The following is a 24,435-nucleotide window of genomic DNA, read 5'->3' as shown; positions in this document are numbered from 1 at the left end:
TTCCTTATGCTTACCTTACATTGAGCGGTCTAAGAGTTGGGTGGTTACTCGCTTTAATAATTTTTGTGTTCCGTTAATTGGTAATTCATCAATTAGCTGAAGAGCTTTATTGGTAAATTTACCTGCTAATTCATGGGCCTTTGCGACCCCACCATAACGATTAACCAGTTCTTGGACTTTCAAGGTATCTTTATACGTCATAGTGCGCTTTTTTGCTAGGTATGGCATTAGTTCTTCTTGGTAATCTTTGAGAACAAGAAGAAGTGGGAGAGAATAGACGCCAGTTGAAAGATCTTCCAGAATTGGCTTATTCAAGCCGCCATCGGTTTTGTAATCCAAAATATCATCAAGGATTTGGAAAGTGATTCCAATATTTTGACCAATGTGTTTAGCAAGATGAACAGTTCGTGAATCGGCACCACCAAAATAAGCACCTTCCTGAGCAGCTAAGCTAAAAAGAGTAGCTGTTTTACCGTTAATGTTACGGTAATATTCAAGAAGAGATTGCTGACGGTATCGCTGGTTCATTTGGCCGAGTTCTCCAGCTAAAATTTTCCGCATAGCCTGGGCATTGGTTGCCAGGTATGGTGAATTCTCCATCGTCTCTACTAAGAGATCGAAAAAGACTGTAAATAGGAGATCACCACTATAAACAGCGGTATCCTTGCCAAAAGCAGCCTGGATGCTCTCTTCTCCTCGTCGTTCAGGAGAATCATCAATGACGTCATCGTGAATTAGTGTTGCCATGTGGAGGATCTCTAATGAGGAAGCGATCTTAATTAGTTGCGGGCTCTTCCAGTTATTATTGCTCCCAAACTGAGCAAAGGTTAAGCAAAAGGCAGGACGTAAATATTTACCACCCTTTGAAGCCATTTTTTTTAATGCTACTTGTAAATCTTGATTGTTAACTTTTATTCGTTGGTTAATCAGCTGATTAACTTTTTTTAATGCGCTATTAAGTTGCGGATCACTTTGGAAATAATGATTGTCCATTGAATGATAATTCCTTTGTATTGGTGTACTATCATATTGTAACAATAATTTAAATAGAATGGGAAGTATGAATGTGCCATTAGATGTCTTTTTAGAATTAGTTGAGATTAAGGCGAAGACTGCTAGTATCTTACCGATGCTCCTCGGGGTCTGCATGAGTGTTTACTATTACCACTCATTTAGTCTGCCTAACTCAATCCTCTTTTTTATTGCGATGCTACTTTTTAACATGTCTGTTGATATGATGGATAATTATAACGATTATAATCACGCGGTCGACACTGAGGATTATAAGAAAAATACTAATATTATTGGACGAGAAAAGATTTCTCCAAAATTGGTATTGTCCTTAATCTTAATTTTTAGTATTATCGCAGCGTTAATCGGGATTTATTTAGTAACCCGGGTTGGCTTGTCGCTCCTGTGGATGGGGATCTTCTGCTTTGCCGTAGGAATTCTTTATTCGTCAGGTCCATTTCCGCTTAATAGTCTACCAGTTGGTGAGTTTTTCTCTGGATTTACAATGGGCTTTATGATTATGCTGATTTCGGTTTACATCAATAAGACCGGTAATTTTGACTGGAGCTGGCGGAACCTAATTAAAATCTGGCTGGTTGCCTTGCCATGTGAACTTTGGATCTCAAATTTAATGTTGGCTAACAATATCTGTGACGCCCAAGAAGATGAAGATAATCATCGGCACACAATTATTCACTTTATCGGAGTCAAACAGGGACTCAATAGTTTTACAACCAAAAATGTGATTGCTTTCTTAGCAATTATTACCGCCGTTGTGGCCCGCCTTGCTCCCTGGACAATGCTTCTGACTCTCCTAATTATTCCGTTTGTAGTTAAACAAACTAAGCTCCTCTATCATGAGCAAGTTAAAAAACGCACTTTCCCCTGTGCCGTCAAAATTCTCCTTGTTGGTTCCCTCGTTCAAGTAATAACGTATGGGATTGGAATTTAGAGTGCGAGCCAGCAAAGGACTTGCGGAAAGCTAGCGATTTCTCCTGACGAAGGCGTCTTGCGCCTAGGGGGGAGGTCGCTAGCTCTGACAAGTACCTGGCGAACAGAAATTATGATTCAGATATTCAATGTAAGAGCGTCTGTACACAAGCTACTTGACGTATTATTTCTACGCTTAGTCAAGAGAAATTATCGACATTGTTTGCTTTCATGTTGGTAGTTTCTCTTTTCTTTTTGTTTAAATTAAAGGAATAATATGAAAAAATCATATATATAGGTACGACAAAAAAGCCCATTGTCGAGGAATGATTTAACAGTGGACTGAACCCGCAATTTGAATCAATTTCTTGGTTATCCTTTAGCTAATGTATAATCGTAAAATTGATTATTTATGACGAGATGATAAATTGTGCGTAATAGACGGTGGATGGCAGCAATGGCAATCTTTTTAGTGCCATGTTGACCATCTTCTCTTTTTCTACGCTGATAGTAGTCATTGATATGGTTAGGGTGGTAGTGAGCGGCTGAAGCAATGTTTTGAATTGCTTTGAATAGAATCTTCCTGGCAATAGTGTTTCCCCGTTTACTAATGTGGTCAGTCGCTACATATTCTCCAGATTCGTAATGACGGAGATCGATTCCAATAAAGGCGTTTAGAGCGTTGCTGTTACGGAATCTACGAATATCACCAAGTTCACCAAGGAGAGAGACAACGGTACGGACGCCTAAGCCAGGAATACTTAAAATTTTGTCGTATTCAGGTAGGTCTTTGGCTAACTCTGTCATTTGTTCGATAATTCGATCCTTTAATTTTGTTTCTTCTCGAATTTGGGCAACTAGGTGGTTTACCTGTTGGTAGACTGGAGAGTCATTATCAACCGCTGAATATGAGACACTGGCAGCACTATAAAGGCTATGTGCTATCTGTTCTGCACGTGAACGTGAAATTCTTTTATTGGTTCCACTCTGAATCGTCTCTGTTAATTCGTTAAACGTAAACTCTTGAGTTACTCGATCAGCACGGGCAAATTGGCTAACTATTGACCAGTAGAGTTCATTATTTGTATTGCTTAGGACGTCTTCTATTTCAGGAAAAACCAGCTGTAATGCACGATGAAGACGATTCTTATGGGTAGCGACATCTTTACTCACTTCTTGATAAAAGCGACTGTAATCCATTAACTTACGGTAAATGGGACTGATTTTGTAAGTAATAGCACGCTTCATAATAAATTGTGTTTCAGCTAAATGACGAGCATCATTACGATCTGTCTTATACGGTCGAAGACTATCAAGTTGCTTCTTGGCTACTAATGGATTTAAACAGGTATAATTACGTCCTAGATCATCTAAAAAGCGTTGAAGTCGCCGGGAGTAGACACCAGTGGCTTCGAAGACAATCTCTGGATCATTAAAAGAAATCAAAGCTTTCTTTAGCTTAGTAAAACCGTCGCGATTTAAAGGGAGTTTAGTTTCATTAAATAATATCTTATCAATAACGATAGCCACACTAATTGAATCTTTACTAACATCGATTCCAAACACACATTGCATCAAGTTACATCTCCTCGTGAAGTTCAATCGTTCCTTCCATTTCTAATTTTCTATACACGACTTTAAAGCCAGCAGACTCAAAACAGATTATGAAAGGAAAATGAAGTTGCCACTTTTTATTACGACATCGAGTGTCAAAGTACTTTGCGACATGTCAACTTCAGTAATTGCTTTTAAACGAAAAAAGCAATGAAATCCTTAATCCGTCGATTAAAAATTCCATTACTAATCTTAGTCTGTTTTCATTCTTTAATCCCAAAATGAAGTGCAGCAGCACCAAAATTGAGTGGTGTATAGTTTACTGACTTAAATCCAGCGTTCTCCATCATCTTAGCTAACTGCTTAGCGGAGACGAACTGTTGACTCGTCTTTTGGAGGTACTGGTAATCCTTTATGTAACCACCTGCAACCTTAGCTAGGTAAGGGAAGACTTTAAAATACGCTTTCCACCCAAGCTTGACTAGTGAATTAGTCGGCTGTGACATTTCAAGAACTCCTAGCTGACCACCGGGTTTCAGTACCCGGTAAATTTCAGCTAATGCTTTATCGGCGTCCGGAACGTTCCGCAACCCAAAGCCGATAGTAACAATATCAAAGGATTCGTCGTCCAACGGGAGGTTCATTGCATCCCCGTTAATCAAGATTAAGTTGGGGATCGCCTTTGTTTTACGCTCCGCAATCTTTAACATTGCTGCATTGAAGTCGACGCCGGTAACACGACCTTGGGGTAATCGTTTTGCCATCGCAATTGCTAAATCCCCCGTCCCGCAGCAAATATCAAGCGCCTTAACTCCCGGCTTGAATTCTAACCCTGCCAGGAGCTTCTTTCGCCAGAGCTTCTGCGTTCCCAAACTAATAACATTGTTGAGCTTGTCATAGTGGGGCGCTACTCGAGTGAATAGTTGGTTAACTTCGTCTTTATTTTTTAAATGATTTGTTTTTGTCATGGCTAACATCTTCCTAGTTGGTAGCGGCCTTCTTTGGTTGGACAAGGACTATCAAGATAAAGTTGATGAGTAAAGTAAGTCCAGTAATCGCAAAGACCATGGGGTATGAGGATAATCCGGAAATAACAGAGCCTAGCAACGAACCAAACACCGCCCCTCCGGCTTGGAAGGACTGGTTAATACTGAAGACTCGCCCAAAGGCTTCTGTTGGTACATTGAGCGTAAGAACCGTCTGGGCAGCTGGCATCAGAGCAGCGTTTGCGAGACCGAGAAGGAACCGCCAAAAGGCCAATGACCAAGGTGAGTGGGTGAAGGTCATCGGAATAAAGAGGATAAAAGCCGTGATTAACCCGATCCGTAAAACCCTTTCCGGTCCAATTCTATCCATTGTATGACCGACTTTAGAAGCAGCAATCAATGTTCCAAGTCCTGGCGTTGCAGCAACAATCCCGGCAACAAAGGCAATGTTCCCGTGGTTATGCATTAATTGACGAACATATAAACTAATAATTGGACTAATAGACATTGATGATGCCATTACGATCAGGGTCGTAAAGAAAGTAACAAAGATTAATTTAAGGTTTGGAATATCAGCCATTACTTCTCGAATTGGGCGCATCTTTTCCTTTTTAATTGGAACAAAATGGCGTTCCTTAACCAAGAAAGTAGTGCTAAGGAAGACGCAGAACATTAGGAAACCAGTAATAAAGAAGGGGAGCCGGTAACCAAATGAGCCAGAAAGAGCACCACCAAGCAGTGGGCCAACCAAGTTTCCGGCAATCCCAGCGGTTGAAATAGCGGACATTGCCCAACCGGATTTACTGTGGGGTGTTTCACCGGCAATTAATGCTGCAGCGTTGTTAATGTAGCCAGAAAAAGCACCTTGAAGGAACCGCATTCCGATGATCATCCACGCTGATTGGGAAAGCCCCGTAATAAAGATGGTACAGGCCATCACTCCTGAAGCCCGCATACACATTAGTTTTCGACCCTTTTGGTCAGCGAGGCTTCCCCAGAGTGGAGAAACAATTGCCTGGCTAACGAAGGTCGCACCGAATGCTAGACCGGAGTAGAAGTTTAATTGAAATTTGGAAAAATCGCCAAGTTCGTTAATAAAGAGTGAAACGAACGGCATCGTCATTGAGAATCCCATCCCGGTTATAAAACAACCAATCCATAACGAATAGAAAGTTTTGCGCCACTGGGGAGATAGCTCAGAATCCATATAAATATTTGCTCCTTTATAATTGTAATAATTATGAGTATAACAAGTTCCCACACAAGAAGCTATTTCTGGTTAGCTTTCTTAATATTTAAATAATGATAGAAGCTTAAAATCATTAGGATCACCATAATCACGGTTGACCACATTCCATAGCGGATCCCGCTTACCAATGAAGCAGGGGTGTTGGCAATTACCACGCAGAGGGTAACTGAAACGGCTCCGGATACCTGGCGAAGAGTGTTATTGAGGGCTGTCCCGTGACTATTTTCTTCCTGGTTCAAGTCAGAGAATGCTTCCGAAAGGGCCGGACTGAAGACAAAGGCGTTCCCAATCATCCGCAGCATGTAAGCCACTGTAAGGATAATAACTGAAGAGTGGTTATTAACTAAGACTAATGGAATCGAAGCTACAAGCATGATTACAGAACCGATTGTAATTAGCCATTTTGGACCATACTTATCATAAATGGGACCAACAAAGTAAGCGGTGATCGCATTACCAATTGCTCCGGGAAGGAGGATTAGCCCCGAGAGGAAACTCCCCATTCCGAGAATTTTTTCCGTATAGATTGGCATCAGTTGTTCGGTCCCCAGAAGAATCATAAAGGTAAAAATTCCGACAATTGTCATCCACCGGAAGGAAGGGTAAGTAAAGATTTGAACCTTTAACATTGGGTTCTTCAGTTGAAGTTGCCTCTTAGTAAAGACAGCGATAATAAGGAGCCCAACGATTAACATTGCTAAACCGTACCACAGGTTAATTTGGAAAACGGTTAAGCTTCCTAGCGCTAGTCCAGAACCAATTAAAGAAATTAAAACTGAAAAATAGTCGATCTTGATTGGTCGCGGGGTAGAAAAGTTTGGTAACTTTAGGTACCCCACAATGAAAGCCAGGATCATTAATGGAAGGACTAAAATGAACAGCCAGCGCCACGAGAGAAATTCCAGGATTAACCCAGAAATTGTTGGCCCCAGAGCTGGCGCTGCAGAAATGACCAGACTAGACAAGCCGAGGATTGCTCCCCGTTTTTCGATTGGGTAGATCGAAATCATGGTTGTCATTTGGAATGTCATGAGCATTCCTCCAGCACACGCCTGGATTAGACGGGCTAACAAGAGGGTAGCAAAGTTATTAGCGAAACAGCCTACCAATGTTCCGAGAATAAATGTACCAATAATTCCAGTAAAGACGTGCCGGTTGGTAAACTTTTCATACATATTAGATGAAAGCGGGGTTACAATCCCGATGATTAAGGTATACCCGGTTGTTAACCACTGCACCGCATTTAATGAGACGTGAAGATCTTCCTGAATAACTGGTAGTGCCGTTACCATCATGGTTTGGCTTGCTAAACTGATAAAGCAGGTGCCAAGTAACACAGCAGTCACGATTCGGCGGATCCGTGGATTAATTTGACCTTGTTGATTCACACTATTACTCCTTTATTTTAGACTACTAAAATAGTTTACCATGCACTGTCAAATCAAATTTTGCATCATTTGAACATTCTTTTGGTACAATAAACAGTAAAATGTGATTCTAAGAGAGGAAGCAGGCTTAATGAAGACAAGGATTGCAGTCTTTTCTGATGTCCACGGAAACCTAAGTGCGATGCGGGAAATGTACCGCGATAGTCGTCAACAACATGTTGATCAGTACTGGTTTGTGGGTGACCTATTGATGCCAGGGCCAAGTGTAAGCGAAATCTGGCGGTTATTTAAGATAATTAATCCAACGGTGATTGTCCGGGGAAATTGGGATGATCTGGTGGTAAATGGTGTCCGGGGGAAGATGGACGTAAAGTTCCCGTCCCACATTTACTTTGCCCGGTTAGCCCAGTATGTTGGTCAAAATGCGCCACGGGGGATGGTCGAGGAGATTGCTAATTGGCCATTGCATGTCACAAAAAAGGTTGGCCCACTTAACTTTGGAATTTCCCATAACCTGCCATGGTTAAATATGGGTCAGGATCTCTTCCCAACACAGTCAACACAGAATTTTGATCAACTTTTTCCACCTGAAGATCCAGCAATTGATGTTGCAATTTATGCCCATGTTCACCACGAAATCATGCGCTATGCCAGTGATGAGCGGATTGTGATGAACCCGGGAGCAGTTGGTGAACCATTTAATGGTTGGGATAAGCTCCACCGTGATATGCGTGCCCATTACCTGGTGATTGAGGTGGATGATATGGGGATGGCATCCGTCAACTTCCGTCATGTTGGGTATGACCGGAAAGCTGAGCAGGCGATTGCTGATCAGTCTGCGGTCCCGTATCTTGAGCTTTATGACTTGATGATGAAGACAGGCCGGGCATATACTCATGATCCAGAAAATTTAACCCGGCTTAATCAGAAATATGGCTATGCACAACAGTACTTAGACTACTGCAAACGGACTGGTCAAAAATAGTCAAACTTCTTTCTTGTAAGTCTTACAAAAAGTTAGTATAATAAAATGTAAAGAATTGTTCGCAAATGTTAATTAATAGTTGTGTGAACCTTAATAATACGGAGGTAAGCACATTTCGTTGCAGTCGCATAGAAACAGGATATAAGCTAATTGGGAAATTAAGAACGGGCTTTTACCAATTAGTTTATTTCTGTTTCGCCATTCTGTTATCGTCAATTTATTTCAAAAAGTATATATAAAAGGAGATCTTGAATATATGGCAAAAAAGTCAAAGATTGCTAAATTAAAGCACCAAGAAGCATTAGTAAAGAAGTACGCCGCAAAGCGTAAGGAATTAAAGGCCAAGGGTGACTACATCGGCTTGTCTAAGTTACCACGGAATTCCAGTGCCGTTCGTCTACACAACCGTGACCGTTACGACGGTCGTCCTCATGCCTACATGCGGAAGTTCGGTATGTCTCGTTTAACCTTCCGTGAACTTGCCCACAAAGGCCAAATCCCCGGCGTAAGAAAGGCTAGTTGGTAGATAGTAGAGTGCGAGCCCGTTAAAAGCTTCCGGTGGCTAACGATTTCTCCACCGAACGACGAACTCGTCGTCGGAGGTGGAGGTTGTTAGCTCGAGAAAGCTTAGGGCGAAGCGCAGTAGCTGAGTGGGCTCACAGACGAAATTGATGAATAAATTTCTGGTTCGCTCCAACGTTTTACTATGCCGTCTAGAACTAATTTCATACTACTAAAACTTTTAGTAAAACCATTGTTAACATAATCACGGGTCTGTGCTATACTATTAACCAAAATAGTTAAGTAAGTAAATTAATTGATTAATTAATGACAGCTAATTTAGGTTGAGAATATCCTAAGTTAGCTGTTTTTGTTTTAAACAAATTAATTTAAAATAATTCTAATTTAGCCTTGATCTTAGTCTTAAATTGACTATACTAAAAAGTGTAATTAAGAATGATTCTAAATTAAGGAGAGGATTTTATGATGAACTTTATCGGTCACGAAATTGATGATTTCAAGGTTAACGCATACCAAGATGGAAAGACTAAGGAAGTTACTAAGGTAGACGTTTTAGGTAAGTGGAGCATTTTCTTCTTCTACCCAGCTGATTTCTCATTTGTTTGCCCAACTGAACTAGAAGCCCTCCAAGATAAGTATGAAGACTTCAAGAAGGCTAATGCTGATATTTATTCAGTTTCTGAAGATACAGAATTCGTTCATAAGGCATGGGCTGAAGCATCAGAAAAGATCGGTAAGATTAAGTACAACATGTTAGCCGACCCAGCCGGCAAGCTTGCTCGGATGTTTGATGTCTTAGACGAAGATGCCGGTCAAGCTTACCGTGGTGTCTTTATCGTTGACCCTGATGGTAAGATCCAATCCTACACAATTAATAACATGGGTATTGGTCGGAGTGCTGATGAAATTTTACGGACGCTTCAAGCTGCCCAATTTGTTCGTGAACATGGTGATCGTGTTTGCCCTGCTAACTGGAAACCAGGTCAAGATTCAATTAAGCCAAGCCTTGATCTTGTTGGTAAGCTTTAATTTGATAGGAGGAAACACCAATGAGCGAGCATATCTATGACTTGATCATTGTCGGTGCCGGGCCAGCTGGATTAACGGCTGGCCTTTATGCTGGTCGGGCAACCCTTGATACCTTAATTCTTGAAGGAAATGATGTCGGTGGGCAAGTAACGACGACATCCGTTGTTTATAACTATCCCGGGGTAGCAGAAGTCGACGGTACCGAACTGATGAACAAGATGCAAAAGCAAGTTGCGGACTTTGGCGTTGAGATTAAGCACGCTGAAGTTACTAAGTATGATCATTTAAATGATGATGTTAAAACTGTGATTGATGCTAATGGGCAACAATATCAGGCTCGAAGCATTATTATTTCTGGTGGGGCTAATCCCAAGAAAGTTGGTTTCCCTGGTGAAGATAAATTCCGTGGTCGGGGAGTAGCGTACTGTTCGACTTGTGATGGCGAACTCTTTACTGGGTTGCAAATCTTCGTTGTTGGTGGGGGTTATGCAGCAGCAGAAGAGGCTGATTACTTAAGCCGTTATGGTAAGCATGTTACCGTATTGGTTCGGGGTGATCACTTTACCTGTCCACCATTGATTGCTTCTCGGGCATTGGATAATCTCAAGGTGAGTGTTGAGTATAATACCGAAGTCGAAAGCGTTGAAGGTGACAATTACCTTACCTCTGCTACCTTGGTTAATAATAAGACTGGTAAAAAGACCGTTTACCACCTTGATGATGGTGATCATACTTTTGGCGTCTTCATTTATGTTGGCACCCAGCCAGCAACGCAAAACCTTAAAGGGATTATCAAACTTAACCAGCAGGGTTATATTATTACAGATAATCATCGACAAACGAATATTCCTGGTGTTTTTGCCGCTGGTGACATTATTGAAAAGGAACTTCGGCAAATCGTTACGGCAACTGCTGATGGCGCTGAAGCTGCGACAGCTGCGGAAAAATATGTGACTGAACAAAAGCAGCGTCTAGGGATTCCGATCCATCTTGAAGCTAAGAAACCGGCGAAAACGGTTGGTCAAACTTCCTCCCTTGATAACCAGGAAGAAGTCACTCCCCATTCAGGTGATTGGTTAACTGCCGATATTGTGCAACAATTGCAGCCAATTTTTGCCCGCTTAACAAAGAAGATCACCTTACAGGTCCTGACCAACGAAACAGCTTTAAGTGACCAACTAGTTGGCTTTGTAACCGAATTTGCTGCTTTGGATGAACACATGAATGTTGAAACTGAAGCAGCTCCTCAGGACGTTAAGTGCCTTCCTCAATTGAGGTTGCTTGACGATACAGGAAAAGATACTGGGCTCCACTATGCTGGTATTCCAACGGGACACGAATTAAATTCGCTTGTCCTCGGTGTTTATAATGTTGCAGGACCCGGGCAGACGATCTCACCAGAAATGGTTGAACGGATCGAAAAGCTTCCTGCAGCTAATATTAAGATTGGCGTCTCACTTACTTGTCACTTCTGTCCAGATGTGGTGGCTGCATGTCAACGGATGGCAGCATTGAATCCTAATATTACCGCCACGATGATTGAACTTCAGCACTTCCCTGAACTACGAAAGGCTAAGAACATCATGAGCGTGCCTGCCACGATAATTAATGATGATCCGGTTATCTTTGGTAGTCAGACAATGGAACAACTTGTTAAAGCAGTTGAAGAAGCATAAAAAGAGTGTTTCATTTTATACTAGATAAAAAATAAATAATGTATTATTAAAGAGTTCCTTTCATTCTTACTTAAAATGGGGGGAGCTTTTTTTATAAAAATAGTAAGTCTGCTATAATTGAATCTAGAAAGAAGGATGGACAAATTGAGAGTACATATTACCAATACTCACCATATGATTGGGGTAGCTAAGTTAGCACAGCATATGGTAACTAACATTGCAACTAAGGAACTTGGCTTTCGTGAAATCGGTATTTTTCAATATCATGATAAAAGTGAAAGCAATGATTCATTAACTGCACGATTTGACGGAATATTAGCTGGAGTTGAAATGGGGGACGTAATTGTCTTTCAGTCGCCATCCTGGAATTCAGTTGAATGGGATACTGCATTGCTTAAACGAACGTTGATTTATGATCACTTAAAGCGGATTATCTTCATCCATGATGTGATTCCCTTGATGTGGAAGAGTAATCGTTACCTTCTTAATAAGTGGATTGAGTATTACAATATGGCAGATGTAATCATTGCTCCATCTCAATACATGGTGGATTTCCTTCGCAAACATGGGCTAACTGTAAAAAAAGTCGTAATTCAAAAAATGTGGGATCATAAGGTTGATATTGATTTAGGAAAAGAGAAACCACAGTATGCGCCAATTATCAACTTTGCTGGTGATCCAACTAACCCAGAAAAATATGGATTCGGCGGTACCTGGTTTAACCCGAATGTTAAATTACGGGTCTTTACATCACCAAAGGAATGGGGAGTTGGACGAAATATTGAATTTGTTGGCAGTATGCCTGATGCTGCATTGTTAAATAATATTCGTCGGGTAGGTGGCTTTGGCTTGATTTGGTCTGGTGATCCATACTGGCTCGAGTATATGAAAATGAATTGCTCATTCAAACTTTCTACTTATTTAGCTGCTGGGTTGCCAGTGATCGTCAATAGTGGTACACCAGCACGCGATATTATAGAAAAAAAGAATCTTGGAATCATTGCCGATACTCTCCCCGAAGCTGTCGAAAAAGTTCAAACAATGACAATAAGTGAGTATGACGAGATGATAGATTCAATTAATGAATTTGCTAAATTAATCCGTGGTGGTTACTTTGTAAAACGAGCATTAACAGAAGCAGTTTTCAAGGCCTTTTATGATTAGTAATTTTTGGATGGATGCAAAATGGAAAGCGATCAGATATCAGTAATTATTCCGGTTTATAACGCTGAAAAATATTTAGAACAATGTATTCAGAGTATTTTAGGACAGACTTATCGTAATCTTGAATTGATTTTAATTGATGATGGCTCAACTGATCACTCACTTGCAATTTGTACCCACTATCAGCAACAAGATTCGCGTGTCCGGGTATTTCACCAGGAGAATTTGGGGGTTGGCAAGGCGCGTAACTATGGGATGGATGTCGCAAGTGGCAATTTAATCGCCTTTATTGATAGTGATGATTACGTAATGCCAAATTATTTTGAAGAGTTAGTTAACGCTCTTTACTTAACTCAAAGTCAGATTGCGGTAAGTGACTTTCGGTACTATCGTGATGATGGTGAACTGCTTATGCATTTGCCAGCCCATGAGGTTGAGCAGCGGACCTTCTCTCCTCGAGAATGGTTTGATTATGCTTATACCAGTAAGGACGATTTTTTACAATTAGTATATACAGTTCTCTGGGGGAAATTATACAAAAAAGAGGTTTTAAAGGAAGTTTATTGCAAAGATTGATGATGAATTTACAACTTGGAAAACCTATTTACAATCAGAAAAGATCGTGTACCTCGATGATGAAGATTATATCTATCGGCTCAATTCTCAAAGCTTGTCACACGGTAATAATCAGAGCCAAATTCGACCATTGAGAAGTCTAGAAGAGGAAATTACCTTTCTGAGTATTTATGGGTACGATACGCGAATCTTACAAAAAATATATGTTAAGCGACTAAGAATATGTCGTCAGGCCTATTTAAATGCCGGAAAGTATCGTGAATACCAGGATGTCGATTTTAAATTAAGAATGTTAAAAAATAATTTATAAAATAAAACAGGTCGGTAAAAAGTTATTTTTTCATCGACCTGCTTTATTTATATAGTAATAAGTGTTTTATTTATGATCTATTTGCATTAAAATTAAGTTGTTAGCAAGATTTAGTGATCAAAATCTCCTTATATGTGGAGAAAAATTATTGGGGATAAGTCACTATTTATTTATTTTTAGCAATAATAAATTTGAAAGCGTGTGAAAAATGCGAAAAACATCTCAGTTGTCTAATTTACGTCGTCGAGTTGCCGTGACGTTGCTTACATTGCTGGTTTACATGCTCGGCTCGTCAATTCCGGTTCCGTTTGCCCGGTTTACCAAATCATTTAATCATTTATTAACTAATACGCCATTGAGCGTTGTTAGCTTTATGAGTGGGGCTAATTTTCAAAAATTATCATTATTTATGATTGGGCTAAACCCTCTAATGATTGCAATGTTAATTATGCAGCTTCTAATGATGATGAAGCTTTTTAGTCTTGATTCACTGTCAATGCGGCAGATGATGGTAGTTCAGCAAATCGTAACATTAATTCTGACTTTAATCCAAGCAATTACCCTTGTGATTGGGTTGCACTTAACTTCAGACATTTTACAAGCCATCGCGGTGATTATTATTTTAACTGCCGGAAGCTTGTTTGTTGTTTGGATGGGATATATGAACATGGAGTTTGGTATTGGTGGAACAATTACAATCGTTCTTTTTAACATGGTAACAATGTCACTTCCAAACTTAAAAAAGGCTGTTCAGGGGATAAGTACTTTACCACACCCAGCTTTTTGGGTTGTTGCGTTGATTTTAGTAGGAATTCTTGCAATTGTCTTTTGGAATGCCTTTGGTCATGCTTATTATCCAATTAAGACCATTAACACATCAATGCCAAGTAGCGCCAAGCCAATTATTGTTCCAATCGGTCTTAATTCTGGAGCAATGATGACATATATGATTGGGATGGCACTTCTAATGTTCCCAACGATGATCGGGAGTTTCCTTGGTCAGAATTCGATTTTTGCGAATGTATATTTTGATGCAGCTATTAGTGGGATTATGGCGTTTGGTCTATTCTACTTCTTCGCATTTATGCAGTTTAATCCTAAGGAACAGGCAAAACAACTTCGAAATAGTAACAACTATGTTCTCGGTATCCGTCCGGGGAAACCAACACAAGAATACCTAAAACAAAAGCTATTGCGTGTTTCGTTTTGGGGTGCTCTTTTAAATGCGATCCAACTAACGCTAGGGTTATTGGGAAACCAGCTTTTAGGAAAGCTTGCTGGTTTTGCAGTTATTCCAATGAACATTGTTATGTTAGTCATGTTTATGACAGGAATTAAGGATCAGTTGTTGACGCTCTTGTTCCCAAGTCGTTATGAGAAGTTAATGAAGAAAGAGGGATAATCTTGGATTATTTAGTACCAGCTTGGCATGACCTAAAGGAGGATTGGGCCACGACTGTTCCTAAAATTGCCTTCGATGATGCAACAAGTCATATGCAACTCTTACAAAATACTCAGAATAAGGTTGGCTTAGTTATAACTGACTACCAGCCACAGTTAATGACAAAGTTAAATGAAATGGCATTAGCACCTGCAAGAATCTTTTCTGTCTTTGATTATTTACAGGGAATCGATCACCTTGCTAGTCGAGTAATTAGGTTGCGTGATCTGACTTGGCCTGATGATATTAGTTTTAATTACACTGCCTTCCGGGTATATGCAATTCATAAAGATAAAAACTATGCCAAGATTACATTTGATAATCAAGGGAAAATACTTGCTGTTGAGTATTACGATCAACAGGGACAAGTTAAACGAATCCTTGATATTGATAGTCGAGGATTTATTTCTCGTGAAAGACAGCTAGAAAATCAACAAACAATTATTAATACTTATTATGATGAACAGGGACATTGGCGATTAAAACACTTCTTTAAAAACGATGAAGTAGAGATTAATCCTGATTTACCACGGTTTACTAAACAACTTCATTATTCGCAAATGACAGATTTGATTTCTGAAATTGTTGAAGAACACTTTCTTGCTTACTTACATAAGGAAGATAACCTTGTTGTAACAATGGATGATCAGTCGACGGTAAAAAATGAAACTTTTGCTAGATTACGGCCTGTTTATTCGGTAAGCAATTGGCACCCATTCCAAAAGGCCCTTCAAGCATTACGAAGTGAGGCCAATCAAGGTGTCTTCGCCGATTCAGAAGAAACTTCTGCAATGCTGAAGAAAAACTACATGGTCGCCATTCAGACTGGAGTTATCCCTCTTTTCCCATCCCAATTTAAATTAGGACATAGTCAACGGATCCTTCAGCAACGAATTGGTGTTTTTGTTGAGGATATTGATCCTAACCTATTACGACCAATTATTGAGTTGATTTATCAACGGTTACTTAAGAATCCTAAGGGTGAGGCTCTCTATATGTTTGCTTATACCAGCGAAAAAGAGCAGTTAGCAAACCAAATGATTGAAGAACTCAAGGAAGCTCATCCCGGGGAGTTTAAACTCAAACCAGACAAGCCGATGCTCAAACGTGTCATTCCAGATGAAGATGATGAGACGCCTGAACTAGAAATTCGGGTTCACCGTTGGACAAATAATAACGATGTGATGAGTGCACTGGATAAGATTAGGCTTGTTATCGACTGGGGTGAACAACCGGATAGTTTCCTCCAAATGGCAACAATTAATGTTGGAATACCACAAATTCGTCAGGTTGAGACTGCGGCGATTGTTGATAAGAAGAATGGCTTTATTTGTGAGAATATGCTCCAGCTACCGGTAGCATTAAGCTACTATATTGATAGCTTAAAGAACTGGAATATGGCATTAACATATGATGTTCAAATGCTTAATCAATACTCAAAAGAAAATATGCTAAAAGTTTGGCAACGGGTTACAGCAAAGTGAGGTGAGCGGTTATGAATGTTCTTCAATTAGGACCGGAAGATTGGTCTACACAATATGCAATTCCTGAAGACGTAGAGTGGGAATATAACGCATACCCACGACCAGTAGAAGATGAAAAACCGCATCGCTATACGGTTGTAATTATTACTGGTCCAAGCCAGTTGAGTGATGAAGACTGGGCAAAATTACAGTGGTTGTCTGATCCATATACTGTACTCTATACTCCAGAGGCAAAAGATCAGATTAGTCTTGCCGGGCAAACTTATCTTCGCTTGCAATTAGCAAAGCCGATCAAAGAGGAACCACAGGCATTGATCGAAAGTTTACCTAGTAAGTATTATTTTGGTCAGTCTGGAATGCGGGTTTCACCACAGAATTTGATGATTGATGACCAGTATATTCAGGAAATGGAGTTTCATGATGAGGGACACCTGATCTTAAATATTGATACTGGAGATCAGTGGCGCTCTCTAGGAAATTACCGTCCTTCGCTTTATGTTGATCCAAATAAAGTTGTTAAATTCTGGCTTGAGCAGCAGAGTACTGATGACTTACATCTTCGTTTACGAGCATTTTATAGTCCGCTTGGGGGCGATGGTGATCCAGCAAAGTCGTTTGTACTCGATATGGATTCAACACAGGAACAAGAATTACCATTAGATCCAGTTGAAGTTGGACGACTGACAAATGTTCAATTAGAAGCGTGTGGACAAGGTGTTCTTATCCTTGGTAACCTCCATCTTCGCTGGTCCCGACGTGGGGTTGGTAATTACATTGTTGGTGGTGATCGATTGGTTGATCCCCAAACGAGGGAAGAAGTCGGGGTGTACTTTAACCCCGGTGATTTAAAGCCACCGCTAAATGTTTACTTCTCAGGTGCCCGTGAATTGGAAGGGTTTGAAGCTTACCCACTGTTTAGGAGTGTTCATGCTCCATCCCTTCTCTTCACTGATCCCCGTTTAGAGGTTGGCCAGTTCTATACTGGTTCTAAGATGTCTGAACTCATTAAGGAGAAGATTGTTAAGCACCTTAAAGAGCTTGGTTTTACAAGAGATCAGTTAGTAATGAACGGAATATCGATGGGGACGTATCCAGCTCTAAAGTATGGGGCAGAATTAGGGGCGCATGCAATTATTGTATCTAAGCCAATTACGAACCTCGGTTATGTAGCATTGCGGGGACGTCTTCATCGACCGGATGAGTTCGATACGATTTTTGATATTGACTCACAGTTGACCAAAAATTTAAGTATTGCTGATTTGAACATGATTGACCAAACCTTCTGGGAAGACTTTACCGAATGTGATCTAACAAATACCAAATTATTTATTGCTTATATGAAAGATGATGATTATGACAATCTAGCTTATCATGATCTGGCAAATAATCGGGCAGTAAAAAAAGCACGTCAGTTTATCTATAAAGGATTTCCCGGTCGACACAATGATAATCCTGAAGTTGTTAGTTGGTTTGTTAGTCGTTTAAAAGAATTGATGCAAAATGATTTTGGTAGGAAGGGCTAATAAAATGCAAAGTTATATTAACCAGGTATATTGGGGACCAGCATGGAACACTTACTATAACGGTTCCAAAGTAACAATTTCCGCCAAAAAAGAAGTGGATTTTAATAACCCACTCATGGTTCCGGGAAAGAATATTATTAAGTGGAGTTCTGTTTATAATTTTCAATCAAGTAAGATAGTTCCCCAATTACCATTATTACGAATTAACCAACGCTACCGAATTTCGGTTAAAGCTTCCTCTGAACCAGCACAGGGTTTCTTTACGCGAATTGTGTTTTTTAATGGTCAGGGGGATGAAATTAGTCGACTAGAATTTCATAACTTGGAGAAGGCCTTTACCTATCCGGCTGGGGCAGTCCATTACGAAATTAGTTTAGTAAACACGGGTTGTACTAGTTTACAGTTCAAACGACTAGAAATCTGTCCGGCAAAGTTACCGCGAAGTGTTCATGAGAATTTATGGTTTCATAAGCCGATCAACGCAGATTCTGATCAACCCGTAAATGTTGTGGTAATGCATGATCCTAAACGGGTAAAGAAAACTTGGGAGTCGGTAGGAAAGATGCTTAATGGTCTTCCGTTACAGATTATCAGTATCGGCTGGCAATATGATGGTGATTTGGTAGAAGCACTTGTTCATTGGTTAGAGCAAAAGAATCAGCTCTATGCTCACTTGATTAGCACATCAGCTGATTTGGATAAAGTTTTGCGAAGAGTTCATAAAGCTAGTCCTCAGACCAAATTATTGCTAACTGAGGCAAGTCAAGATGACAAGCTGCATATTGATTATGAGATTTATGCGAGCCGTGATATTCCGGAATGGAGTAACAATAACCTAGTTGATCCTGACTGGATCGCGATTACTCACGCAATAAATGGTCTATGGGGAGGGGTGAAAGTTAAATGATTCTTGATGCTGTTGAACGTCATAAAATCAAGCGTCAATTGCGGAAAGTCAATAAGTGGGCTCCCAAAATGCGCAAGATGAGTGATGAAGAATTGAAGTCACAAACTAAAATTCTTCAAAAACAATTAGCTGATGGGAAGACTGTGGATCAAATCCTTCCACGGGCCTTTGCTGCTATGCGTGAGGCCGATTTACGGGTGCTCAAGATGTTTCCTTATGATACTCAGGTAATGGGAGCCATTGTCCTTAATCAGGGTTACATTGCTGAAATGAAAACCGGTGAAGGGAAGACTTTAACTGCTACCTTAGCCTTGTATCTCAATGCTTTAAGCAAGCAGGGTGCGATTTTGGTGACGCCAAATACCTACCTGGCACAACGTGATGAGGAGCAATTAGCCCCCGTTTATGAGTGGATGGGGCTAACTGTAAGTACTGGTTTTCCTAAAGATGATCCAGACCGGAAAGTTCGTCCCGAAGAAAAGCGGAAATGGTACAACTCAGATATTCTGTACACAACCGCAAGTAACCTTGCTTTCGATTACTTATTTAATAACTTGGCGGCAAATAAGGATGGTCAATATTTGCGTCCCTACCACTACGTAATCATTGATGAAGTGGACGATGTGCTTTTAGACCAGGCTACGTCACCATTTGTTGTTGCAAGTGCCCCGATGCTTCAGTCTAACCTTTATCGGCTTTGTGATGACTTTGTGCGGACACTTGTACCAAAACGTGACTTTACTGTCCGTCGGCGGGATAAGGCAGTTTGGTTGACCTATAACGGTGTCCAACGTGCCGAACAATATTTCCGGATTCGGAACCTGTATGATGATGAAAGCCGTGAAGTATACCGTCACATTGCTTTGGCATTGCGGGCTCACTATTTCATGAAGAATGGTCATGATTACCTGGTTGAAAAGGGGAAGGTTGTTCTCCTTGATGAAACTGATGGTCGGCTGAAAAACGGGGTTAAGGTTAATACTGGTCTTCACCAGGCAGTTGAGCAAAAGGAGCATGTTGATGTTACTGATAACCAGAAAACGGCAGCTTCGATTACATTCCCAAGCCTCTTTGGACTATTCGATAAAATCTCCGGAATGAGTGGGACTGTTAAGGGTGATGAAGACGAATTTATCAACGTTTATAATATGAAAGTTGTTCAGATCCCTACTCATAAGCCAGTTATTCGGAAAGATTATCCGGCTAAGATCTACCTAACAACTTCAGAAAAACTAATGCAGGCTCTTAATGATGCCATCACTCTCCATAAAGCAGGACGCCCAATTTTACTAGTTGCTGGTTCAGTAGAAAATTCTGAAATTATTTCTGAATTACTCCTGGACCGGGGAATTCCGCATAACGTCCTAAACGCCTTTAATATTGCTCGAGAAGCTGCAATTGTTAAGGATGCTGGTCAGCCAGGAGCGGTAACGGTAGCAACTAACATGGCCGGACGGGGAACCGATATTAAATTAGGACCTGGTGTTAAGGAAAAGGGTGGTCTTGCCGTTATTGGGACTGAGATGCTTCCGGAACGGGTTAAGTTACAGCTTGCTGGTCGTGCGGGTCGGCAGGGTGACCCCGGTTCGAGTCAGTTCTATATTTCACTGGAAGATAGCTACATTGCAAAGGCAAGTACTAAGCGATTCAAAAAGATGTACCGGAAGTTAGTTGAAAAGCGTCGTAAAGGTGCAATGCCCAAGGAACTAAAGAGCCCACGAATCCGGTTTAGTCTTGAAATGTTAAAGAGTCGTGTAGCGGATGGTGAAGTTCGTTCACGGAAGAAGACGAATAAGTATGAAGTAGCTTTGCGGATTCAACGGACTCAATTCTACAAGGAACGGGCAAAGTTGATGAATAATGCCCGGCTAGAGCGAACGGTTGGTAACTGGTTAAGTGAAGGGATTGATGATTTCTTAAACACCCAGACCGAATGGACGCCTAGTCAGTTACAACACTTAATTAATGAGCACTTTACGTATAAGGAAGTAAAGGTCCCAGATAACCTAATGTATAACCGTAAAGCGCTAAAGAAATATCTTGAAGGTTTATGTACTGATATTTTGAAGGAAAAGTACAAGACCTTAATTAATACGGAGCAGTTAAACCAGTTTTACCGTTCAGCCCTGTTAACTGCGTTGGATAATTGTTGGACTGATCAGGTTAATTACCTTAATGATTTACGAATTATTGTTGAACCATGGTCACTTTCTGGTCGTGATCCCGGTTATGTATATCAAGTAAAGGCTTTTAACTCTTACAAAAATATGCTTCGTGAAGCACGAAAAAAAGCGGTTGATAACTTGCTGCTTAGTCGGATTAAACTAAATAAGAAGAACCAACTAGTAGTTAGTTTCAACTAGTTACACGGGAGGACGATTAGATGACTGTATATAATGTCAACCTCGGGATTGGTTGGGCAAGCAGTGGTGTAGAATACGCCCAGGCTTACCGTGCTCAATCCTTGCGAAAATTAAAAGTACCAGCTAAATTTATCTTTTCAGATCTGATCTTGGCCAATAATATCGAAGATCTAACAAAGAATCTTGGCTATTCCGATGATGAGATTATCTGGTTTTACAATTTCTTTACTGACGTGCGGATTGCTCCATCAGATTACCCGTTGAGTAAATTTGAAAAGGATATTAATCTTAATGAACGGAATGCTAAACGTGAAGAAATTAATGGCGGAAAGAACTATTTCTATACTTTAGCTGATGAAGGATTATCGATTAATGTTCGTTTTCATGATCAGAAAAAGAAAACGATTGATCAAGTATCCTATGTTGCTAACGATGTGATGGTTAAGCGTGATTTCTACTCTTACACGAAGTACGCAACTGAATATTATAATGGGGTTAAGGGGAATAACCAGGTTACCCACCGTGACTTCTATAATGAAGACGGTAGTGTTGCTTATACTCAACATGTTCGGGGACAACATGAGGTTTTTGAGTTTCCTGATAAGATCTACTATTCAAAGAATGACCTTTATTTAGAAATGTTGAAGCAACTAAAGTTAACTAAGGATGACACCATTATTCTTGATCGGGAAGATGATGGGAATATCTTGATTAATGGTCAATTAATTTTTGAACACCATAATCCCGCCAAGTTGGTAATCGTGGTTCATGCGGATCACTATGATGCTCACTACACTACCAAGAAAAATATTTTATGGAACAACTTCTATGAGTACCAATTCACTCATACTAAGGATGTCGCTAGTTTTATCGTTGCGACTGATAAGCAACGTGATTTATTGAAAAAGCAGTTTAAACAGTATCAAAATGTTCAGCCAAATGTTACAACGATTCCCGTGGGAAACCTTAAGCAATTGACGAAGCCGACAACTATACGGAAACCTCATTCCCTCATTACTGCTTCCCGATTGGCTACTGAAAAGCATATTGATTGGCTAATTAAAGCAGTAGCAAAAGCCCATCAGGAAGTTCCGGATGTAACGCTTGATATTTATGGCCAGGGTGGTGAAATGAGCCGCCTGAGTCAATTAATTAACCAGTATAAGGCACATTCATATATTCGCCTCATGGGGCAGCATGATCTAACTACCGTTTATCAGAAGTATGCTGCCTATATCGCCGGTTCAACTAGTGAAGGATTTGGCTTGAGTTTGCTTGAAGCAGTTGGTTCCGGATTACCAATGATTGGTTTTGATGTTCCATATGGTAACCAAACCTTCATTGATGATGGTAAAAATGGTTACCTATTGCCGTATGCTCAAGATTGGAGTGATGATAAAAAGGTTGACCTTTTGGCCGGAGCGGTCGTCAAACTCTTTATCAAAGCCGATCAAGAAAAGTTCGTCCAGCGTTCATATGAATTGGCTGAGCCATATTTAACCGATAATGTTGCTAAACGCTGGGGAAAGCTATTGGAGGAATTGAAGAATGATTAACCTATTTGAAAAATATGATGGTAGTTCCCGTGATTTCCTTTTTTCACAAAAAATGGCCAAAATTAAGATTCCATCAGTAGCAATGATTGATAATGGCTTTTTGCCTGATGATGTTGACTCACCATTTAAGTACTTCTGTAATTTAAATGATGATCATGATCCACTCTACTTTGATCAACTTAAGATTCCGTACTATTGGCGGATCTTGAGTACTGGCGAAAGTGGTCAGATTTATGATTTAGACAAAATGAAAGCGCGGATTATTTACAGTGCAACGGATAATTCCCGCTTTGTTAAAGAAGTCCAGTGGTTTAATGACGTTGGGACGACATCATGGGTTGATCACTACAATAATCATGGTCACCTTTTTGCTAAGACCTATTATCAAGATGGAAAAGCAACTTACCGAAAATACTTTAATAATCATGGTCAGACCGTAATTGAGTGGAATTTTGCAGCTGAAGATCTTTTCTTGGATGTAAAGGGGCTCCATCGGCACTTTACGTCACTAGCTAAGTTTGTAACCTTCTATCTCCAATTTCGTAAATATAACTTAGATCACGTCTTCTATAACTCGCTGAGTCATCCGCTATGGGTGATGGATGAATTACCAGCTGGTGGAACAGATACCCTATTTTGGAATGAGGATACTGGTGCAACGATCCCTGGTAATATGCAATACCTTCTTAACAAAAATACGCGAACAAAGCACATTGTTTTCCAAAAGCACCGTGATTGGATTCGCCGGCGAAAATTATTCCCTGAAGGAACGGGTAATGTAGCTGATCTTCATTACTTGGGGATGATTTATCCTCATCCACGAGGAAATAAACTTCAACCGCGGATTTTAATTATGACTAATTCTGATGAAATTGAACATTTGGATCAATTAGTAAATGTAATGCCAAATATTGAATTCCGGATTGCTGCGGTAACAGAAATGTCTGGGAAATTATTGGCATTTGGTGAACGACCAAATGTTGAAGTTTATCCAAATGTTAGTCGAAAGCGAGCCTTACAGTTATTAAAAGATTGTGATATTTATCTTGATATTAATCATGGTAGTGAAATCCTTGACAGTGTTCGGGCGGCATTTGAACAAAATATGTTGATTCTTGGCTTTAAGGATACTCTTCATGAGCCGCAATTTGTTGCCCCACAAAACGTCTTTGAGTCTAATCAAGCTCAGCAGATGACCCAAACAGTCTTAACGGCATTGCTCAAACCAGCGCTAATGAAGAAACTAATTGATACTCAACGTGAATATGCTAATGATTCAACTGTTGAACAGTATAAAGAAGTAATTGGGGCGATAACAGATGGCAAAGCAAGATAATAATAATGAGTCAATGGTAGAGAAGCATGCCCTTGATCGGTTAAACCATGTTGAAAAGGAACACCGGAAGGCATATGCAAAAAAGCCTGAAAAGTTTAGTCCCACTAAAATTATCATGGGAATTATTCTAATTGTTGTTCTTTTGACTTCATTGGTAAGCATTTTCTAGTTATGAGGAGTACTGGGTAGTTAATCTCTATTGAAAACTTACAAAAAGTTAGCTAATCCTATTGACTTTTAGTAATTATCATGTAGAATTTAGGTAATTAATCACGAAGGGAGTTCAAATTATGCAGAGTTTTACCATGCCAAAAGAAGTTTGTCTTGCTTGTTGCAGTGTTTGTGACAAGGCTTTTGGTGTGGAAAAATTCAGTAATTTGTACTCTAGTAAATGGTTGAGATAAGTGTTTATTTTAACTGCTCATAAACTAGGCTTACAATTCTG

20 protein-coding genes are annotated in these 24,435 nt (G+C 40.1%); 15 read left to right on the top strand and 5 right to left on the bottom strand.

Going from position 1 to position 24,435, the window contains the following annotated elements:
- Positions 1 to 15 precede the first annotated feature (15 nt).
- Complete coding sequence (locus tag NFR46_RS08075) at positions 16 to 993, bottom strand: polyprenyl synthetase family protein (protein ID WP_251576335.1); 978 nt, start codon at positions 991 to 993, stop codon at positions 16 to 18.
- A gap of 73 nt (positions 994 to 1,066) precedes the next feature.
- Here NFR46_RS08075 and NFR46_RS08070 point away from each other — a divergent pair, with 73 nt between their 5' ends.
- Entirely contained in the window at positions 1,067 to 1,963 is an 897-nt protein-coding gene (locus NFR46_RS08070) for a prenyltransferase (RefSeq protein ID WP_251576359.1), read from the top strand.
- Positions 1,964 to 2,313: 350 nt separating this feature from the next.
- Here NFR46_RS08070 and NFR46_RS08065 read toward each other — a convergent pair whose 3' ends face one another.
- The 4 genes from NFR46_RS08065 to NFR46_RS08050 all read right to left on the bottom strand — a co-directional run bounded on the left by NFR46_RS08065 (position 2,314) and on the right by NFR46_RS08050 (position 7,118).
- A complete protein-coding gene (locus NFR46_RS08065; protein ID WP_251576333.1) occupies positions 2,314 to 3,516 on the bottom strand; it encodes an IS110 family RNA-guided transposase in 1,203 nt (400 codons plus the stop codon).
- Positions 3,517 to 3,758: 242 nt separating this feature from the next.
- A complete protein-coding gene (gene ubiE, locus NFR46_RS08060; RefSeq protein ID WP_251576330.1) occupies positions 3,759 to 4,463 on the bottom strand; it encodes a bifunctional demethylmenaquinone methyltransferase/2-methoxy-6-polyprenyl-1,4-benzoquinol methylase UbiE in 705 nt (234 codons plus the stop codon).
- Between the two features lie 13 nt (positions 4,464 to 4,476).
- The gene (locus tag NFR46_RS08055; RefSeq protein ID WP_251576326.1) at positions 4,477 to 5,688 is read right to left on the bottom strand and encodes an MFS transporter; all 1,212 of its coding nucleotides are present in this window, start codon (positions 5,686 to 5,688) and stop codon (positions 4,477 to 4,479) included.
- 62 nt (positions 5,689 to 5,750) lie between these two features.
- Positions 5,751 to 7,118 (bottom strand): MFS transporter, encoded by a 1,368-nt coding sequence (locus tag NFR46_RS08050; protein ID WP_251576323.1) that lies wholly within the window; start codon positions 7,116 to 7,118, stop codon positions 5,751 to 5,753.
- Between the two features lie 130 nt (positions 7,119 to 7,248).
- Between NFR46_RS08050 and NFR46_RS08045 the strand changes: the two genes are divergently transcribed.
- From NFR46_RS08045 to NFR46_RS07980, 14 genes are all read left to right on the top strand, one after another.
- Positions 7,249 to 8,103, top strand: a complete 855-nt coding sequence (locus tag NFR46_RS08045; protein WP_251576321.1) for a metallophosphoesterase family protein — start codon at positions 7,249 to 7,251, stop codon at positions 8,101 to 8,103.
- A gap of 256 nt (positions 8,104 to 8,359) precedes the next feature.
- Complete coding sequence (rpsN, locus tag NFR46_RS08040) at positions 8,360 to 8,629, top strand: 30S ribosomal protein S14 (RefSeq protein WP_191684596.1); 270 nt, start codon at positions 8,360 to 8,362, stop codon at positions 8,627 to 8,629.
- Positions 8,630 to 9,090: 461 nt separating this feature from the next.
- The gene (gene ahpC / locus NFR46_RS08035; protein WP_251576357.1) at positions 9,091 to 9,654 is read left to right on the top strand and encodes an alkyl hydroperoxide reductase subunit C; all 564 of its coding nucleotides are present in this window, start codon (positions 9,091 to 9,093) and stop codon (positions 9,652 to 9,654) included.
- A 20-nt stretch (positions 9,655 to 9,674) separates the two neighbouring features.
- A complete protein-coding gene (locus tag NFR46_RS08030; RefSeq protein ID WP_251576319.1) occupies positions 9,675 to 11,330 on the top strand; it encodes an FAD-dependent oxidoreductase in 1,656 nt (551 codons plus the stop codon).
- Between the two features lie 135 nt (positions 11,331 to 11,465).
- The gene (locus tag NFR46_RS08025; protein ID WP_338146932.1) at positions 11,466 to 12,494 is read left to right on the top strand and encodes a sugar transferase; all 1,029 of its coding nucleotides are present in this window, start codon (positions 11,466 to 11,468) and stop codon (positions 12,492 to 12,494) included.
- Between the two features lie 21 nt (positions 12,495 to 12,515).
- A complete protein-coding gene (locus NFR46_RS08020) occupies positions 12,516 to 13,070 on the top strand; it encodes a glycosyltransferase family 2 protein (protein ID WP_251576316.1) in 555 nt (184 codons plus the stop codon).
- 518 nt (positions 13,071 to 13,588) lie between these two features.
- The gene (gene secY2 / locus NFR46_RS08015; RefSeq protein ID WP_251576313.1) at positions 13,589 to 14,782 is read left to right on the top strand and encodes an accessory Sec system protein translocase subunit SecY2; all 1,194 of its coding nucleotides are present in this window, start codon (positions 13,589 to 13,591) and stop codon (positions 14,780 to 14,782) included.
- A gap of 2 nt (positions 14,783 to 14,784) precedes the next feature.
- Positions 14,785 to 16,305 carry an accessory Sec system protein Asp1 gene (asp1, locus tag NFR46_RS08010; RefSeq protein WP_251576312.1) on the top strand — a complete coding sequence of 507 codons (1,521 nt, stop codon included), beginning with the start codon at positions 14,785 to 14,787 and terminating at the stop codon, positions 16,303 to 16,305.
- Between the two features lie 11 nt (positions 16,306 to 16,316).
- Positions 16,317 to 17,828 (top strand): accessory Sec system protein Asp2, encoded by a 1,512-nt coding sequence (gene asp2 / locus NFR46_RS08005; RefSeq protein WP_251576310.1) that lies wholly within the window; start codon positions 16,317 to 16,319, stop codon positions 17,826 to 17,828.
- Between the two features lie 4 nt (positions 17,829 to 17,832).
- Positions 17,833 to 18,735 carry an accessory Sec system protein Asp3 gene (gene asp3, locus NFR46_RS08000; protein WP_251576308.1) on the top strand — a complete coding sequence of 301 codons (903 nt, stop codon included), beginning with the start codon at positions 17,833 to 17,835 and terminating at the stop codon, positions 18,733 to 18,735.
- Positions 18,732 to 21,098 (top strand): accessory Sec system translocase SecA2, encoded by a 2,367-nt coding sequence (gene secA2 / locus NFR46_RS07995; protein ID WP_251576306.1) that lies wholly within the window; start codon positions 18,732 to 18,734, stop codon positions 21,096 to 21,098. Before asp3 ends, secA2 begins: the two co-directional genes overlap by 4 nt.
- 20 nt (positions 21,099 to 21,118) lie before the next feature.
- Entirely contained in the window at positions 21,119 to 22,654 is a 1,536-nt protein-coding gene (gtfA, locus tag NFR46_RS07990) for an accessory Sec system glycosyltransferase GtfA (protein ID WP_251576304.1), read from the top strand.
- Positions 22,647 to 23,990 carry an accessory Sec system glycosylation chaperone GtfB gene (gene gtfB, locus NFR46_RS07985; RefSeq protein ID WP_251576302.1) on the top strand — a complete coding sequence of 448 codons (1,344 nt, stop codon included), beginning with the start codon at positions 22,647 to 22,649 and terminating at the stop codon, positions 23,988 to 23,990. Before gtfA ends, gtfB begins: the two co-directional genes overlap by 8 nt.
- Entirely contained in the window at positions 23,974 to 24,159 is a 186-nt protein-coding gene (locus NFR46_RS07980; RefSeq protein WP_251576300.1) for a hypothetical protein, read from the top strand. Before gtfB ends, NFR46_RS07980 begins: the two co-directional genes overlap by 17 nt.
- The last annotated feature ends 276 nt before the right edge of the window (positions 24,160 to 24,435 follow it).

It is taken from the genome of Limosilactobacillus agrestimuris, from assembly GCF_943193105.1.
Classification (GTDB): domain Bacteria; phylum Bacillota; class Bacilli; order Lactobacillales; family Lactobacillaceae; genus Limosilactobacillus; species Limosilactobacillus agrestimuris.
The sequence above is the reverse complement of the archived record's forward strand: the minus strand, read 5'-3'. Positions and strand labels throughout refer to the sequence as shown.